The organism is Enterobacter cloacae complex sp. EB5 (assembly GCF_031432835.1).
GTDB classification, from domain to species: Bacteria; Pseudomonadota; Gammaproteobacteria; order Enterobacterales; family Enterobacteriaceae; genus Enterobacter; species Enterobacter hormaechei_C.
In genome coordinates, this window is the sequence record NZ_CP133860.1 from 1,716,495 (window position 1) to 1,733,337 (window position 16,843).

Annotated in this window: 13 protein-coding genes and 1 tRNA gene; 2 read left to right on the top strand and 12 right to left on the bottom strand. The window is 52.7% G+C overall.

What is annotated here, in order from left to right; translation table 11 throughout:
* Positions 1-7: 7 nt before the first annotated feature.
* From dppB to RHN82_RS08240, 11 genes are all read right to left on the bottom strand, one after another.
* Positions 8-1,027, bottom strand: a complete 1,020-nt coding sequence (dppB, locus tag RHN82_RS08190) for a dipeptide ABC transporter permease DppB (RefSeq protein WP_006810536.1) — start codon at positions 1,025-1,027, stop codon at positions 8-10.
* 161 nt (positions 1,028-1,188) lie between these two features.
* The gene (gene dppA, locus RHN82_RS08195) at positions 1,189-2,796 is read right to left on the bottom strand and encodes a dipeptide ABC transporter periplasmic-binding protein DppA (RefSeq protein ID WP_047052676.1); all 1,608 of its coding nucleotides are present in this window, start codon (positions 2,794-2,796) and stop codon (positions 1,189-1,191) included.
* A gap of 621 nt (positions 2,797-3,417) precedes the next feature.
* Positions 3,418-3,494 (bottom strand) — tRNA-Pro (locus RHN82_RS08200).
* 91 nt (positions 3,495-3,585) lie between these two features.
* Positions 3,586-5,280 (bottom strand): kdo(2)-lipid A phosphoethanolamine 7''-transferase, encoded by a 1,695-nt coding sequence (eptB, locus tag RHN82_RS08205; RefSeq protein ID WP_047052675.1) that lies wholly within the window; start codon positions 5,278-5,280, stop codon positions 3,586-3,588.
* 251 nt (positions 5,281-5,531) lie between these two features.
* Entirely contained in the window at positions 5,532-6,059 is a 528-nt protein-coding gene (lpfE, locus tag RHN82_RS08210) for a long polar fimbrial protein LpfE (protein WP_047052674.1), read from the bottom strand.
* Positions 6,060-6,064: 5 nt separating this feature from the next.
* Positions 6,065-7,129: a long polar fimbrial protein LpfD gene (gene lpfD / locus RHN82_RS08215; RefSeq protein WP_047052677.1), complete on the bottom strand. Its 1,065-nt coding sequence runs from the start codon at positions 7,127-7,129 to the stop codon at positions 6,065-6,067.
* A gap of 16 nt (positions 7,130-7,145) precedes the next feature.
* Entirely contained in the window at positions 7,146-9,674 is a 2,529-nt protein-coding gene (gene lpfC / locus RHN82_RS08220; RefSeq protein WP_047052673.1) for an outer membrane usher protein LpfC, read from the bottom strand.
* Positions 9,675-9,695: 21 nt separating this feature from the next.
* Positions 9,696-10,394 (bottom strand): long polar fimbrial biogenesis chaperone LpfB, encoded by a 699-nt coding sequence (gene lpfB, locus RHN82_RS08225; protein WP_047052672.1) that lies wholly within the window; start codon positions 10,392-10,394, stop codon positions 9,696-9,698.
* An 84-nt stretch (positions 10,395-10,478) separates the two neighbouring features.
* The gene (gene lpfA / locus RHN82_RS08230; RefSeq protein ID WP_047052671.1) at positions 10,479-11,003 is read right to left on the bottom strand and encodes a long polar fimbrial major subunit LpfA; all 525 of its coding nucleotides are present in this window, start codon (positions 11,001-11,003) and stop codon (positions 10,479-10,481) included.
* Between the two features lie 342 nt (positions 11,004-11,345).
* Positions 11,346-12,554, bottom strand: a complete 1,209-nt coding sequence (locus RHN82_RS08235) for an MFS transporter (protein ID WP_047052670.1) — start codon at positions 12,552-12,554, stop codon at positions 11,346-11,348.
* A gap of 236 nt (positions 12,555-12,790) precedes the next feature.
* The gene (locus tag RHN82_RS08240) at positions 12,791-13,333 is read right to left on the bottom strand and encodes a lipase (RefSeq protein WP_047052669.1); all 543 of its coding nucleotides are present in this window, start codon (positions 13,331-13,333) and stop codon (positions 12,791-12,793) included.
* 160 nt (positions 13,334-13,493) lie between these two features.
* Here RHN82_RS08240 and tag point away from each other — a divergent pair, with 160 nt between their 5' ends.
* The gene (gene tag / locus RHN82_RS08245; RefSeq protein ID WP_047052668.1) at positions 13,494-14,075 is read left to right on the top strand and encodes a DNA-3-methyladenine glycosylase I; all 582 of its coding nucleotides are present in this window, start codon (positions 13,494-13,496) and stop codon (positions 14,073-14,075) included.
* Positions 14,053-14,493, top strand: a complete 441-nt coding sequence (locus RHN82_RS08250) for an N-acetyltransferase (protein ID WP_047052667.1) — start codon at positions 14,053-14,055, stop codon at positions 14,491-14,493. The genes tag and RHN82_RS08250 overlap by 23 nt, the downstream gene beginning before the upstream one ends.
* Here RHN82_RS08250 and RHN82_RS08255 read toward each other — a convergent pair.
* A complete protein-coding gene (locus tag RHN82_RS08255) occupies positions 14,462-16,831 on the bottom strand; it encodes a molybdopterin guanine dinucleotide-containing S/N-oxide reductase (RefSeq protein ID WP_048983025.1) in 2,370 nt (789 codons plus the stop codon). The genes RHN82_RS08250 and RHN82_RS08255 overlap by 32 nt on opposite strands.
* Between the last annotated feature and the right edge of the window lie 12 nt (positions 16,832-16,843).

Here is a 16,843-nt window from a genome sequence, read left to right on the forward strand (position 1 = left end):
TGGCCCCTTACTTCTTATGACGAATACGCGGGTTCACCACGCCGTACAGCAAATCGACCAGCAGGTTGACGAGGATAATCATCGTCGCGACCAGCAGTACACCGCCCTGCACAACCGGATAGTCACGGCGTTGCAGCGCATCAATCAGCCAGCGTCCAAGACCCGGCCAGGAGAAGATGGTTTCAGTCAGGATCGCCCCCGCCAGCAGCGTACCAACCTGCAAACCGATAACGGTTACCACCGGCAGCATAGCGTTACGCAGGGCATGAATGATAATGACGCGCATACGGGTCAGGCCTTTCGCGCGGGCAGTACGAATATAATCCTCGCCCAGCACTTCCAGCATGGAGGAACGGGTCATACGCACGATCACCGCCAGAGGGATGGTGCCCAGCACCATTGCAGGCAGGATCATGTGCGCAACCGCATCAATGAAGTTGCCCTCTTCGCCCCAGATCGCCGTATCAATCAGCATAAAGCCGGTTAACGGGTTGGTGTCGTCAAGGAAAACCATATCGCTGACGCGTCCGGAGACCGGCGTCAGGTTCCACTGCACCGAGACCAGCATGATCAGCATCATGCCCCACCAGAAGATAGGCATGGAGTAGCCGGTCAGTGCCAGGCCAACAGCGGTGTGGTCGAAAATAGAGCCACGCTTAACGGCAGCCAGTACGCCAACGGGGATCCCTACCGCGGTCGCGAAGATCATGGCGCAGATACCGAGTTCCAGCGTCGCTTTAAAGCGCGGTACGAACTCGTCCCACACCGGAAGACGGCTTTTCAGTGAAATCCCTAAATCGCCGTGCAACACACCCCAGATATAGTGGAGATACTGCTGCCACATCGGCTTATCAAGGCCGAGTTCAGCCAGCAGTTGCGCATGACGTTCAGGGGAGATACCACGCTCGCCCGCCATAATCATTACCGGGTCACCCGGGATCATATGGACGAAGGCAAAAGTGAGAAGGGTGATACCGATAAACGTCGGGATAACCAGTCCCAGACGTCGGAGGATGAACTGCAACATAACCCGGATTCTCTCTGATGACGCACGCCCAGTGGCATGACGTCTGTATTGCTCACAAATGTAGATTCCCTCTCCCTTCGGGAGAGGGTTAGGGTGAGGGGATGCATGCACGACCCTCACCCCTGCCCTCTCCCAAAGGGAGAGGGAGAACACCCTACTTATTATTCAACAGACACGTTTTCGAAGTGGTGTTTGCCCAGTGGATCGACCACGTAGCCCTTCACTTCTTTACGCACTGGCTCGTACACGGTGGAGTGAGCAACAATCAGCGCCGGAGCCTGATCGTGCATGACAACCTGAGCTTGCTTGTACAGTTCGATACGTTTGTTGTGATCGTCGGTCGCACGCGCCGGCTGGATCAGATCTTCAAACGGCTTGTAGCACCAGCGAGAGTAGTTGGAACCGTCTTTCGCTGCCGCACAGCTGAACAGGGTCGCGAAGAAGTTGTCCGGATCCCCGTTGTCGCCGGTCCAGCCCATCATGACCGCCTGGTGTTCGCCCGCTTTGGCGCGCTTCAGGTACTCGCCCCACTCGTAGGTCACAATCTTGGCCTGTACGCCAATCTTCGCCCAGTCAGCCTGAACCATTTCCGCCATACGGCGTGCGTTCGGGTTGTAAGGACGCTGTACCGGCATCGCCCACAGCTCAACGGTAAAGCCTTTATCCTGGCCCGCTTCTTTCAGCAGCGCTTTCGCTTTCACAGGATCGTAGGTGTAGTCCTTAATGTCGTCGTTATAGCCCCACATGGTTGGTGGGATCAGGTTCTTGGCCGCAACGCCCGCGCCCTGGTAAACGGCTTTGATGATCGCTTCTTTGTTCACCGCGTAAGTCAGCGCCTGACGCACTTTCACGTCATCGAACGGTTTCTTCTCGGTGTTGAAGGAGAGATAACCCACGTTCAGGCCCGCCTGCTCCAGCAGGTTGATATTTTTGTCCTGCTTCATGCGCGCGATGTCAGCCGGGTTTGGATACGGCATCACCTGACATTCGTTTTTCTGCAATTTTGCGTAACGCACGGATGCGTCAGGCGTGATGGAGAAGACCAGACGGTCGATCTGCGGCTTGGTGCCCCAGTAGCCCGGGAAGGCTTTATACAGAATACGGGAATCTTTCTGGTACTGAAGCAGCTGGAACGGGCCGGTACCGATTGGGTTCAGGTCCACTTTTTCCGGCGTGCCGGCTTTCAGCATGTTGTCCGCGTACTCTTTAGAGAGAATCGAGGCGAAGTCCATCGCCAGGTCAGCCAGGAATGGCGCTTCCGGACGCGTCAGCACAAACTGAACGGTTTTATCGTCCACTTTTTTCACTTCAGCGATCAGGTCTGGCAGACCCATCCCTTCGAAGTATTCATAGCTGCCGCCAGACACTTTATGGTACGGGTTCTGGGCATTTTTCTGACGGTCGAAGGAGAACACAACGTCGTCGGCGTTAAAGTCGCGCGTAGGTTTAAATTCTTTGCTGTCCTGCCACTTCACGCCCTGGCGCAGGTGGAAGGTATAGGTTTTACCGTCTTCGCTGATATCCCACTTTTCAGCCAGGCCAGGAATCACTTCCGTGGTGCCAGTTTTAAATTCAACCAGACGGTTATAGATCGGTACAGAGCTTGCGTCGTAAGTCGTACCAGAGGTAAAGAGCTGTGGGTTAAAGCCTTCCGGAGAGCCTTCAGAACAGTAAACCAGGGTTTTTGCCTGTACGCTTGCTGCAACGGTCATGGCCACCAGGCTCAGACCAAGCTTCAGCATCCCTGACTTCTTCAAGGAAATACTCATTATTGTGCTCCAATGTGATGTTTTGCTTTGTTGTGTTACGCCGCCTGACCTTTATTTATTTTTTACCCGGTCTGGTCGGTGATGCCCGAAGGCGTTAAAAGGGATAGAGAATCCTTTCAGAAGAGCGTTTGAGTTGCAGCGCAGATCCTCCCTGAAATGCCCCTCGTGCCCTACAATCTGTCAACAGAATGTGAAAACGTCAATACAGGTGGCGGGGATTTACGTGGAGTGTGAGAAACCGCAAACAAAGATTAAAAAAACCCTGACCGTGAGTTTTCAGCAGAGAAATTTATGCTACTCGCCATGATGCAGCACAATTATCTTCATATTTCGCAACACTCAGTGATTAAGTTTTATTCAGAATGGGTAAATTTTCTTACAGAATGGTGATTATCTGAGCACTAAATACCGCGAACGTTAAAACGCACAGCGAAAAATGCTGAGGTTATCCATAAGCAACGCGAAAAAAGATCAAACTATATATAAAAAAATACAATGGATTATGTCACAAAACCGCAAGCAGGCAGGGGGAAGCAGGGCTAAGGGGTATTTTGAAGACTTGTACGGGGTAACGCGTTAATGCAAAAAGGGCTAACCTTGCGGTTAGCCCTTTTTAGAATGTGGTCGGCGAGAGAGGATTCGAACCTCCGACCCACTGGTCCCAAACCAGTTGCGCTACCAAGCTGCGCTACTCGCCGAATGCGGAGCGCATCTTACTGCTGAGGTGCGCCCCCGTCAATCCCTTATTTTCAAAAAGCCATTCAACTGGCGATATTCTCGCCAGACCAGCTACTGCGCGGCTTTTGTGGTGTTATCAGGGAGTTTACACCAGTTGTTGTTTTCGTTAATCCCACCGTTCGGTGAGGTATAGCCGAGACAACCCATAATGGTGTCATACAGCTCAACGTGACGGCGCGGCACCTTGATCTCTGCCTGCTGTTTCAGATGGGCAAACATTTTGGCTTTGTCCGGGTTTTCCAGGTACTTATCCGACATCCACATGATCATCGGCACGCGGAACTGCTCAGGCGGGGCCAGCTTACGCGGCGTACCGTGTAAATGCTCTTTCTCATTGATGGACTCGCCGTGGTCGGCCGCGTAAATCACAATCGCTTTCTTATCGCGAAGCTGGTCGATCACCCGACTGAGGAAGGTATCCACATACAGAATCGAGTTATCGTAGGCATTGATCAGCTCCTGCTTGCTACAGTTCTTGTTAATGCCGACGCACTCAGGCGTCCATTTGGCGAAATCGCGCGTATAACGCTGATAGTAGCTGTAGTGTGACCCTTTGGTATGCAGAACAATAAGGTGCTTACCCTGCGGATGGTTTTTCAGCGACTGTTCCATCTCAGAGAGCAGCAGCATGTCATCAACGTTCTTTCCGCGGTTACGCGGCTCGGCGCCAATCTGCTCGCGGTAGGCGATGTTATCCGCCATGGTGTTGGTGTAGAACCACATCTCACTTTGCATGGCGAACAGATCGGAGCTAAACCCAAGCTGCTTCAGAACAGCAAACACGTTTTGCTCTTTGAGAGTGCGCTGAGGGTTATCACTCGCACCGCCCTCACGAACAAACATACAGCGCAACGAGAGCTTGGTGGCGGTATCGCAGGAGTAGCCGCGGTATGCCACCAGGTTCTTTTCCTGCGCCAGTTTCGGGGTAGTATCGCGGTCATAACCGAGAATACCCATATGATCCCAGCGCGTCGTTTCGCCGATAACGAAGACCACGTAAGTATCATCCAGCCCGTCAGCCGGAGCCTGGTAGGTGAACTTTTTGGTTGGGTTAATCAGCGATTTCACATCGCTGGATTCGTCTGCCTGAGCCCAGGCATAGAGACCTAACGCCGACAGCCAGTTAGACGGCAGATACGAGTTAGCCACCACGCCGCCATAGCTTGGCATATCTACGCCTGTCGCTTTTTCGATCCGTTTTTGCTGTTTTTCCATCAGGCGAATAGGGGCCCATACCAGCAGACCCGCCAGAAGAACGACGGCGACGTTGCGGATGCGTTGTCCACGAGTACGCAGCTGGCGTAACAGGGTATAGCGACAGGTATTACTCCAGATAAAGAAGAGCGGGATCAGGCAGGTCAAAATTGTCCACATGATGAACCCTTTTCCCACCACCTCTTTCGAGAGGTCGATGTCCGTGGTCATCACCGAAGCCACAATACCGTAGCCAATGACCACGTTCATGAATGTCATGTAATAGCTTGCGGCGGCAGAGATAATCACCACCAGCGAGGCCAGAACCTGCCATGTACGTCTGCCAAAAAGCGAGAGCAGGCGTAGCAGGAAGAAGGTCGCCAGAATTGAGCCAAATACTTCAATCGCGGCGAAAATCCCGTTTCTTACGGTGAGGTGTTCAAAATAACCTTCCACTCTTCTGAACAGCACCGCGCCATTCAGAAACAAACCGATATAGACAGCCAGCATCAGACACAATCTTTGCTGGGTAAGAGACCTGATATATTTCATGCAAACAACCCTGGGGGAAGGGGTATAAAGACCCGTCGAATCTCATTGAGAAAGCAGACAGAGTAAGTAGGTGCGAGATAAACCGTTATCAGAAACGTCTACAAGCGCGATAAGTAGACCACAGCGGGGAAGAAAAGTGGCAACTGAGAGTGCGATCGCTACAGTTTTTTACAAAAAAAAGCGAGTCTGAAAGCGGAATCGATGGAGTGAGCGCAGCGTTAATAATGGGCCAGTGAACTGGCCCTGATTGATTATTCGTATGTGATGCTAAAATTTATGGTCGCGTTCGCCTTACCCACCGTGACTTCCGGTTTAACAGGCACATAGCTGGCGACATAGTTCAGTTTGTTCGTCCCATCAAACCAAATCAGGTGTCCCACGGGCGTACTGTCGGTGCTGAAAGGGTACTGCTGTACACCATCACGCGTTTTGATTTTCAGGGCAATGCCTGTCGCGCCACCACTGTCCAGGGCAAAAAGTGACGAATCAGTTGCGTCTGCTGTACCATCCATCGTCACGTAGGCCTTCGCGGCATACGCACAATTTTTCAAGTCAATCCTGAAGCTCTTCTGGTTGAGTTCTTTACCCACCTTCACAGGCCGTTGCAACACCACACTGCCCATATCGACGTCAATGTTATCCTTTTCAAGCTCACAGGTTGCCGCCATAACATTGAGGGTGAAGTGAATATCCCCAACGGAACCGATATTTGTCGGTACCGCCATCGCCGGAGCCGTGAACAGCAGATTCGCTGTTATAAACGCATGAACATATTTCATCCCGCTTACTCCACATCAATACGCATAGTGGCAATTCCTTCGTACTTCCCTGCCTTCGGCACTTTACCGGTGGTACTGATCGGGTAAGCCGTAATCGTCGTCTTGGCAAATCGATGCGTTTCATCGACCAGGCCAAACACCTCCAGCGCCTGATTCGAGCTAGTATCATTGGGTATAAGAATGTTGCCATTCATGCCTGCAATCACAGCCCCGATATCCGGATTCCCCATATCAATGGCATTCGAATCATTGGCGTTTGGCGTCCCCTCAATACGCAGAAAGATCTTCACGCCATCGGAAATATTGGTGCATTTAAACTGCAAATCTTTAGTAAAAGTCATGGCACCTTGCGGAATTTGGCCTTTACGATCTTTGAAATCGCTGCCCTTAAAGTCACCAAACGGGATTTCCAGAGTACTTCCGGTGTCGAGTTCACAGCCCTGAGGCACGATTATATGTCCACTTATAAATACGGATGACAGTGGAACTGCTCCATAAGCTCCCGCTTTACGGGCACCATAAACGTCGAGAATTTTTGTATTCGGAATATCAAGCATTCCGACAAAGGGATGGTTAATGTACAGGCTTAATTTCCCCTTACTGCCTGTTCTAAATCTAGTCTGGACTCCACAAGCATCATGATCAGAAACGTCATTAGTCTTATTTTCAAACGGTACCGTGAAATAATTTTTACGTTTCCCCTCAATCCAAACATCAGCTGAAAACTGAATATTATTATTGATCACATAATATTCGCGTCCTCCTTCTACATGGCCCAGTGGAAGCGTTGATGTGGCTTTGTAATAATAAGATTCCTTTGATTCTGGATCGTCCGGGCATTCACAGCTCGCATAATAATCTCCCCCCAAATCCCACGACCAAAAATCCTGGAAAACCGTACCCGCCGCATTCTTAGAAGTGTCCGTCACTGTTTTATCCAGCACTGAAGAAAAGCTGTGCGTCCCTCCCTGCGGTAAACACGGCCCCCAATCCCCCGCCGCTTGCGCCTGTCCGGAAAACAATACTGCCCCACCCATCAGGCCGACAATTGAAAGTACTTTTTTCAACATAATATATTCTTCCCTGTTACTGGCAGACGGCATTTGCCATCACTACGCCAGCATTATCCTGTTGTTCGGGTAGCGTAAACGCCACGCGGCATTGCTGTGTCTGGTCTTTACCCCATTTCACCTGTAGCGCGCCTTTCTCTGGCATCCCGCTGATATAGAGCTGTCCATCTTCTCCGACGATGCTGCTGGACTCTTTTTTGGTATCCAGAAGTGTGGCGGTGGCGCCAAACGGCACGGCCCTGCCATTGCTCTGGGTAAGGTTCATCAGCACGCGATAGCCCACGCGGGTATCAAAGCGGGCCCGAACAATCGCGCCGCGCGTCGGTACCACACTGACGGAGGCGGTATCCAGGTCAACCTGGCTGTTAAGACTGTCGCTTCGCAGTGAGACTTCCGTTTCGCGATACGGCGTGAGATACGGCACGACCGCGTTACCCATCCAGTCTACTTCCACGCCGCCGTTGTTAATGACGTGCGCACCACGCGCACCTGGTGCGGAAATAATGGCCATGGACTCACCCAACGGCTGGGAAAGCGTAATGCCTTCGCTGTGGGCAATCACGCCGCCGCGCAGACCGTAGTTCAATTGCTGACCGTCGCGGTTGTAGTTGTAACCCATGCTGGCACTCCCCACACCGCCCTGGTAATCCAGGTTCACGCTGCCGCTGTTACCCACCCCATTGCTGCCATAGCCTTCCTGCACGCTATAGTTCAGGTTGTGGTCTTCCAGCGCGGTACCGCTCACACCCAGTTGCTGGTTGGTGCGGCCATGCTGATCGGTTGTAAGGTGGTAGTTACTCCACATGCGTCCCAATGGAATAGAGAGGGAGAATGACAGCAGACGATCGCTCTCATCCCACTCCGGGCTTTTCGTCCAGGTATAGGCAACGCTGTAGTTCACGCGACCAATACGGCCGTTATAACCGGCATTCAGCGAGCGCTGTTTGCCTTCATCGTTCCAGTAGTCCTGCTGCGTGACGTTAAAATAGACCGAGCCCCAGGTGCCTAACTGCTGCGTCACGTTGCCCTGGATCTGGCTGCGTTTGTGGTACTGGCTGTAAGTACTGTCCGCATCGCTACGGACATCCGTCGCTTCCTGGAAGGTGTAATAACCGCTGGTCGAATACTTGTAACCCAGCAGACGGAAATCGGTGCCGCTGTTAAAGCTCTTGGAGTAGAGGAAGCGGTAAGATTGCCCTTCCGCACTCTCTTCGTTCGCCAGATTACTTTTGGCCTGCGTTACATCAATAGAGACAGCACCGATGTAGCCGAAGTTTTTACCGACACCACCCGCCAGCGCATAATAGTCGTCCGAGAAGATCGAACCACCGTAAACGGTCACCCCGTACGGGAGACCATACATGGCATCCAGTTGCCAGAATTTAGGCTCGGCGCTGTTATAGTTCCCGGCCTGGTATTCCCCTGCCGAAAGACTGTACTTCAAATGGCCTTCACGCTGGAGGATTGCCACCGCAGAGAACGGCTGTACGAACTTTTGTTCGCTGCCATCCGCTTCTTTAATAGTGACCGTCAGGTCACCGCTGTTTGAAGTTGGGTACAGATCATTAATTTCGAATGCGCCCGGCTGAACAAACGTACGGTAGATAACGTAGTTGTTCTGCTCAACGGTCACTTCGGCGTTACTTTTAGCAATACCGCGAATAACTGGCGCAAAACCACGCTGACTGTCCGGCAACATCTCTTCGTCAGAAGTTAACTGCGCACCACGCATCTGTACGCTGTCAAAAATATCACCCGACGTCGAGGTATCACCCAGCGTCAACTGGGATTTCAGCGGCACAATCGCCCGGCTTAAAGAGGTGCCGATGTTGTCCCATTGGTTATTGCCATCGTTTCGCGTCCAGGTGCTGTAGTTACGTAGACGCCATGCCCCAAGGTTCATACCGCTGCGCAGGTTCAGGTAATAACTGTCGCTGTCGTAGCTGGTATTACCGTCGTGCGCATCGTAGCTGGCATTGCTGCCGCTAAAGTTATAATCCAGCAAAAGGGCATTCACCCCTTCGTCCCACTGGGATTCCGGTACCGTACCGCGCGCCGTCTGCTTCATCGCAGCCTGCGGGAAGCTCATGATCAGCGTCTGGTCAGCAAAATCGAAATGGCTGGCGGCCTGCGGAATAATCTCGTCAAACGGCACACACGCTTCCGGCGGCGCCATTTTCAGCGCAGGGAAGCTCTCAATACGCACACCCATATCTTCAAGCTGCACACGGCTTAAGCACGGAACCAGGGTTTCCCCCATTTTTGCGCGCTGGGCCTCTGTCGCTGCCTTAAATTCCAGGGTGCGGGACTCCATTTTTTTATCATTGACCATCACCGACACACGGTATTTACCCGGCAGCTGATCGGCTTTGTTGGATTCATACATTGAAAGGTCAACGTGCTGGTCAATACCCGGCACATCTTCCAGAAAGCGCGGGTTAAATGTTCCCGCATATGCGGGGAGCGTGCCCGCAATCATCAGCGCAAGCGCGGACAGCGGGAAACGCGGGGTCTTATTGACCGGAGGAAGATGCGTCCATGGCATAGTAATAAACCTTCAAAAAAATTAATTAACGTGCTGTGTCAGCATGTCGCCAGCCGTTCCGAAGTCATTAATGATGTTGTATTTAACTTCGCTTACCTTGCCTGTACCGGCTGGCAGTTCAATATTCAGCGCGCCTTTTGCTGGTACCATTCCAGCTTTTTCTATGTTTTGGCCGTTGGCATATAACTTATTGAATGTCAGATTAAAGGCAGATGGATTTTCGACTTTTATCTGATTATTACCTACGCGGGTAAACTGCAATTTGCTCCAGCCGTCCATACTGTTACCTTTCAGACCCGCCGGGCGATAGAAAAGTTTTAAACGGGTGCGCACCGCAATTTGTAGGACGTTTTTATTTTCTGCGTCTTCACTTCTGGCAGGAATAGATTTCACGTTAACCCAGTAAACGGACTCACGATCCTGCGGTAAGGCATCAGACGTATTCACGATACGTAAAACGTTATTCTTCGTCGGACTTAGCTTGAATAAGGGCGGGGTGATGATAAATGGCGTTTTTTTATTGCCATTTACATCATCTATCCATGACTGAATCAGAAATTCATCGGTTGTACTTTTATTATGTACCGTCAGAGAAGCTTCCTTTCTGCTGCCGTCATAAATAATACGCGTGCTGCTTAATGCCACGCCGCCTGCAAAACTGTGTTGTGAAATCAGTGCCAGTGCCAGTGCTGCGCAAGATGCCAAACGTAAGCGGTTCATGCTTCTCTCCCTGAGACTCCGCTGGAAAAAATGGCAACGGGGTCTCCGTTGCCATTATGTTTATCGTAGACTTGTGAAAAACGATTATTCGTAAGTCAGGTTGAAGTCTACTTCTGCGTTACCATAACCCGTGGTGACTGCGGCTTTAGTCGCAACATAGTTAGCGGTGTAGTACAGCACGGTCTGACCAGCAGCCAGAGTGGTAGTAGATTTACCGGTGTTCATGTCTACCGCTTTGTTAGCGTTGTCGTAGATACCAATGCCCACGCCAGTTGCCGCGCCTGCTTCAGTATTAACAGAAAGCAGTTTCGCGTCGTCTGCATCCGCAACGCCATTGAAGCTCACGTTAACTTTACTTTTAGAAGTGATATCACAGTCTTCCAGTTTGATCTGGAATGGCTTGGAAACAGATTTGTCGCCAACAGCTTTGAAGATAGATTTCTTAACCTGACCCAGCACAACTTCCTGGTTCTGAGAGTCAGTGGAAACTACGCATGGCGCGTCAACGATTTCACCAGTGAATTTAACGGTGCCGTCACCCGATCCAGCAGCGAAAGCGGAAATGGAAACTACAGCGAGAGCAGACAGTGCAAAAATAACCTTTTTCATTAAAAACTCCATTTACGACGGTAGATGACAGAATGCATCCTTAGGATTAACCTGCATTTTGCCTGGAAACGGAGTATATAAGGGAGGTGGGTTTATTAAATTTAGTTAAAATAAAGACGGCTTTTAGCCACAATTAAACAACAACAAAATCAAGGTGATACATTAACGCTCACATCACCGTGTTTTATATTAAGAATATATCAATATAGTATATATATTATTTCTTTATTTCTATAAATCATCTGAATAAATCAACATCTCAATTTAATATAGAATTCGTCAGGATTGATTATGTATTCGTGCTATAAAAAAACGCCCGGAGGGCGTTTTATGTTACTCGTATTATACGTTCGCATGTGCTTCTTGGAATATCTCGCGCTGCGGCTGACGAATCGTGGTGGACAGCGCCAGCGAAATAATCAGCAAGGCAAATATCACGCAGAATGTCACGTAGAAGCCACCAAACAGCGAGGCAATCAGCGACCCGCAAATACTGCCGATACCGAAGCCGAGATAAATCACACCGTAGTTTTTCGCCAGATTGTTCAGCCCGAAGAACTCGCTCACCAGCGATGGGAAGACGGTAATGGTGCCGCCAAAGTTAAAGGCTACGCAGGCTATCGCCGCAAAGAATGTCGCTTCGTTCAGCGGAGCGAACAGCAGCGCCGCCATGCCCACCAGGGAGATCACCTGCCCCAGCGTAATCACGCGGATCCGGGCGATTTTGTCAGACAGGATACCCAGTACCAGACGACCCGAGAGGTTAGCGATGGAGATGACCGTTACCGCGTTCGCCGCCGTCGCCGCGTCCAGTTTCACCATTCCCTGCGCGATATCTTTCGCCACGCCGATGACATACAGACCGCTCATGCAGGCCGTCAGGAACATCACCGCCAGCATCCAGTACTGCGGTTTACGCATGGACTGTGCAAGGGTGAAATCATTCTCCACCACACCGTTAACGGTTTTCACTTCCTGCTGCGGCGCGTCTTTCATCAGCGTTGCGCCGAAGAGGATCATCACCAGCACAATCACGCCCCAGATCATAAAGGTTTTCTCAAGCCCCACCGAGGCCAGCAGATGCGCATCGATGAATTTGAAGCCGAGGCTGCCCAGGCCATATGAACCAATGGCAAACGCGGAGATAAGCCCTTTACGCTCCGGGAACCACTTCACGCAATTAGACAGCGTCAGCAGGTAACCTGCGCCGTCCGCCAGCCCCACCAGCACCCCGGCGCTCAGCCACAGCATCATCAGGTTGTCGGAATATGCCGTCAGGAAGAAGCCCACGCCCAGTAAGATCCCGGAGGCCATGGTTACACGCTTCACGCCGAAGCGCTCCTGAAGTTTACCCGCCACGGAAGAGGAAATTGCTAACCCAAGACTCAGCAAGCCGAAGGAGAACGCCACCTGGCTTATCGGCGCGCCGAGCTTATCAGACAGGGCGCTGTTAAACAGGCTCCAGGTATAGACCGATCCCAGTGCGAACTGAGTAACGATGGTGCCGAATAGCGTCAGCCAACGCGTGCGGTTATAAGTTGATGTGTTCATGGCAGTGTCCTGCAAGATAAATTAAGGAAATTCGCTGAGGACACGATAAACAAAACCTTAGTAGCGCTGGGGGAAAATGGCATGAAATGCAGGAGAAGCGGAATGAAATGCCTGGGAACCGGAATGAATGACCTTGCCGGGGAATGAAGCGCTGTCCTGTTAGTGAGTACTATCGCTCCAGACCCCGTCATCATTGTATGAAATATGTTATCGTAGCGTTTAAAAAAATAACAAACTTAAAATTTGGCGCTCAATCCCAGCGTATATAAATATTCTTCTTCAGCTTGCTGGTTATAGCTGATCTTCGCCCAGGGATGTAAATCACCATACTGCGTATCGACACGCCACCCCAACGAGTTAACGCTGGCATGCCAGAGTGGATCGGTAAGCGACTGCGTGGTGGTTGTATCCTCAAACGCATTCACCGGTACGGGGGGAGCGCCATCAGTGCGCCACGCCATGACGGGCCCGGTGGTGAAATGTTCCGCCACGGGAAAATTCCAGCCAACGCTCAGAACGGTTTCCGCATCTGAACCGGATGGGTCGTTCAGGGCAAACCCCGCAGCATTCTGCGAATGGTTAATACGCTCCGCGAGAATATCTTCATAACGAGGTTGGTGATCGGCGTCCCATGTATAGCGTTCCGTCGTATTACTTTGTGCATCTGAAACGATATATTCCTGTTGCCACGCAAAAGCGGTGTTACAAAAAAGCAGGCAGGCTGAAACACCCACCAGGCCAGAAGCAGCATGGCGACCACTGATTTTTTTTATCATCATCAAAGCGACTCCAGAAAGAGCCGAGTTCGGCGATATATGTCATTGTTCGAAGAGGTATTAGGGCGTATAGCCCTGTATTAACTATTGTCTCTTTAGCAGACACGTCAAGCCGGGCAGATTGAAATTTTTGCGTTTACCGTATCAGGAAGGGAGATGACCTATGCAACGTTGCGGCTGGGTAAGCCAGGATCAGCTTTATATCGATTATCACGACAAGGAATGGGGCGTACCGGAAACCGACGGTAAAAAACTGTTTGAAATGATTTGCCTTGAAGGCCAGCAGGCCGGACTGTCGTGGATCACCGTTCTGAAAAAGCGTGAGAACTATCGCAAAGCCTTCCACCAGTTCGATCCAGTAGCGGTTGCCGCCATGACCGACGACGACGTGGAAAGGCTGGTTCAGGATACCGGTATCATCCGCCATCGCGGTAAAATTCAGGCCATTATTGGTAACGCGCGTGCTTATCTGGCGATGGAGCAAAACGGCGAACCCTTCTCAGCATTCGTCTGGTCGTTTGTGGATAACGAGCCGAAGGTGACGCAGGCCGCCACGCTTGCAGAGATCCCAACCTCGACCCCCGCCTCAGATGCCCTGTCGAAAGCGCTGAAAAAACGCGGCTTTAAGTTTGTGGGCACCACCATCTGTTACTCTTTTATGCAGGCATGCGGGCTGGTCAATGACCACATTACGGGCTGCTTCTGCCATCCGGAGGGCCACCATGATCCGCAAATGGCAAAGTGAGAACACCGCGCCGCTTTTGAGTCTGTGGCTGGAGAGCACCACCGAGGCGCATCCGTTTATCGACGCAAGTTACTGGCAAGCGAATGAAGCGGTAGTGCGGGATGAATACCTTCCCGCCGCCGAGACCTGGGTCTGGGAGGAAAGCGGTACCCTGTGCGGTTTTATCAGCGTCATGCAGTTCCAGTTCGTGGGGGCGCTGTTTGTCGCCCCGGCGTTCATCGGAAAGGGGATCGGGCGTGCGCTGCTGAACCACGTTCAGCAGCACTACCCGTATTTAACTCTGGAGGTGTACCAGAAAAACGTGCGGGCGGTGAATTTCTATCATGCTCAGGGTTTTCGCATCGAAGACAGCGCCTGGCAGGATGATACCCAACACCCGACGTGGATCATGAGCTGGCAGGCGGATCAAACGCCGTAAGGGTAAGCGCTGGTCCCTCATATTTCTCCACCCATGCCAGCGCCGTATTCCCCGCGCAGCCATTCCCCAGCTTCGAGCTGGGGAGATCTTTGGTCAGCACGTTTACGGCGCCGTTCTTACAAATACCGCCCTCGTCCAGCGCCAGATCCGGCCATGCGCCCTGATGAATACAGAAAACGCCAGGGCGGATCCCGTCACTCACCACGGCGCCTGCCAGCACCTGCCCGCGCGCGTTCCAGACCCGAACGAGATCGCCGTCGTTAATCCCCCGCGCCTTTGCGTCATCGCTATTCAGCGCGATCGGCTCACGACCGGACACCGCATACTGCTCGCGCAGAGCCGAATAGTTGAGCTGGCTGTGCAGACGATGGGCAGGATGGGCAGACAGCAGCTGAAGCTGCCCCGGCTGCGCATTGCCATGCCATTCGTCCGGCTCCAGCCACGCCGGATGCGGCGGACAGTCCGCGTAGCCAAAGCTGGCGATGCGTTCGCTGTAGATCACAATCTTCCCGCTTTCGGTTTTTAACGGGTGATTCTCCGGATCGCGACGGAAGTCAGCAAAGCGCACAAACCGCGCGTTCTGCTCGCTTTCCGGCATTTCGAAGAGTTGATTCGCCTCCCAGAATTCAGCAAATGGCGGCAGCGTCACGCCCTGCGCAGCCCCGCGCTGGCTGGCAATCTGGTAAAATGTTTCCAGCCATTGCAGATCCGTTTTGCCCTCGGTGAATCGCTCCCGCCCGCCCGCTTCCCACATTTCACTCAGGTCGGCAAAGACGTCAAAATCATCCCGCGCTTCATCCCGGGGAGCCACGACGCGCTTCATCGGCACCATATGCTGGTTGCTGTAATCCCCCGTCATGGTGAGATCGTTACGCTCGAACGAGGTCGTGGCGGGCAAAACGATATCGGCATGTTTCGCTGACGCGGTCCAGAAACACTCCGAGATCACCACCAGCTCCGGTTTCTGCCAGGCGCGGATCAGGCGGTTAGTATCCTGGTGATGGGTGAAGTTGGCCCCACCCGCCCACCAGACAAACTTAATATCCGGGAAATGGCGATCCTGACCGTTGTGCTGATAAAACCCGCCAGGGTTCTCCAGGGCTTCAACAATGCGTGCCACCGGAATTTTATCCACAGCGTCCACGCCACCCTGCACCGAGCCCTGCATGGAAGCCAGCACCGCAGCTTTACGCGTCGGGTTGCCGCCGTTAGCAAAGTGATAGGAAAGGCCAAAACCGCCGCCGGGCGTGCCAATCTGTCCGAGCATCGCGGCGAGCGTCACCAGCATCCAGTGCTTCTGCTCGCCAAACTGCTGGCGCTGCATCCCCCAGCCGGACATGAGCATCGTGACATGGCTATGGAATAACGCCGCCAGTTCGCGGATTTTAGCCGCATCAACGCCGCAAATCGCCGCGGCCCACTCTGCGGTTTTGGCAATACCGTCGGTTTGTCCCGTCAGGTAGTCAGCAAATTTATCGAAGCCCGTGGTGCAGCGCGTCAGAAATTCCGTATCGTGCCAGCCGTTCTCCACCAGGGTATGGGCGACACCCAGCATCATCGCCACGTCGGTGCCCATATGGGGCGCGATCCACTCGGCGCTGTCGCCGAAGAAATCCAGCGTTTCAGAACGCATCGGATCGATGCAGATGATGCGCTTGCCGCTTTTGCGCAGCGCATCGAAGTAGGAAACGCCCTGCTCGTCGGACGCATTCCAGGCAATTTTTAGGGTGTTGAGCGGGTTGGCGCTCCACAGCACCACCACCTCCGCATGCTCCAGCACCAGCGGCCAGCTGGTCTGCTGCTGATAAACCTCATTCCCGCCCACGACATACGGCATGATCGCCTGCGCCGCGCCGGTCGAGTAATCACCCAGATGGCCGGTGTAACCTCCGGCCAGGCTCATATAGCGTTGCAGCAGGGTGGACGCCTTATGCAGCACGCCGTTCGAGCGCCAGCCATAGGAGCCGGCAAAAATAGACGACGGGCCATAGCTGGCGCGAATGCGTTTATGCTGGGTATGGATCAGCGCCAGCGCGTCGTCCCAACTCACGCGAACGAACTCATCCTGCCCGCGAATACCCTGCGGCTTATCCGGTGACGCCAGAAAGCCTTTTCGCACCATCGGCCAGCGGACGCGGGTTTTGCTGTGTACCTGATCGCGAACGACGGTCTGTAAAGAGTTGAGATGGCGCGAAGGCAAAGCCCCGCGAGACGACAGCACAGTGTCGCCATCGGTTTCGACCAGCATCGGCCCCCAGTGGGCGGCGGTCAGAATGGTTTTTGTTGAGGTGCTCAAAGCGTGCGCTCCTGGTTGCGTGCAGGTGTTTCGGCCTTTCATTGAGGCAATTTA

What these genes read in the sequence shown, in the direction of transcription:
- RHN82_RS08240 (WP_047052669.1), bottom strand. Translation starts at nt 13,333, where the DNA reads ATGATGATAAAAAAAATCAGTGGTCGCCATGCTGCTTCTGGCCTGGTG.
- lpfE (WP_047052674.1), bottom strand. Translation starts at nt 6,059, where the DNA reads ATGAAATATGTTCATGCGTTTATAACAGCGAATCTGCTGTTCACGGCT.
- dppA (WP_047052676.1), bottom strand. Translation starts at nt 2,796, where the DNA reads ATGAGTATTTCCTTGAAGAAGTCAGGGATGCTGAAGCTTGGTCTGAGC.
- RHN82_RS08250 (WP_047052667.1), top strand. Translation starts at nt 14,053, where the DNA reads ATGATCCGCAAATGGCAAAGTGAGAACACCGCGCCGCTTTTGAGTCTG.
- lpfA (WP_047052671.1), bottom strand. Translation starts at nt 11,003, where the DNA reads ATGAAAAAGGTTATTTTTGCACTGTCTGCTCTCGCTGTAGTTTCCATT.
- RHN82_RS08235 (WP_047052670.1), bottom strand. Translation starts at nt 12,554, where the DNA reads ATGAACACATCAACTTATAACCGCACGCGTTGGCTGACGCTATTCGGC.
- lpfB (WP_047052672.1), bottom strand. Translation starts at nt 10,394, where the DNA reads ATGAACCGCTTACGTTTGGCATCTTGCGCAGCACTGGCACTGGCACTG.
- dppB (WP_006810536.1), bottom strand. Translation starts at nt 1,027, where the DNA reads ATGTTGCAGTTCATCCTCCGACGTCTGGGACTGGTTATCCCGACGTTT.
- lpfD (WP_047052677.1), bottom strand. Translation starts at nt 7,129, where the DNA reads ATGTTGAAAAAAGTACTTTCAATTGTCGGCCTGATGGGTGGGGCAGTA.
- tag (WP_047052668.1), top strand. Translation starts at nt 13,494, where the DNA reads ATGCAACGTTGCGGCTGGGTAAGCCAGGATCAGCTTTATATCGATTAT.
- eptB (WP_047052675.1), bottom strand. Translation starts at nt 5,280, where the DNA reads ATGAAATATATCAGGTCTCTTACCCAGCAAAGATTGTGTCTGATGCTG.
- lpfC (WP_047052673.1), bottom strand. Translation starts at nt 9,674, where the DNA reads ATGCCATGGACGCATCTTCCTCCGGTCAATAAGACCCCGCGTTTCCCG.
- RHN82_RS08255 (WP_048983025.1), bottom strand. Translation starts at nt 16,831, where the DNA reads ATGAAAGGCCGAAACACCTGCACGCAACCAGGAGCGCACGCTTTGAGC.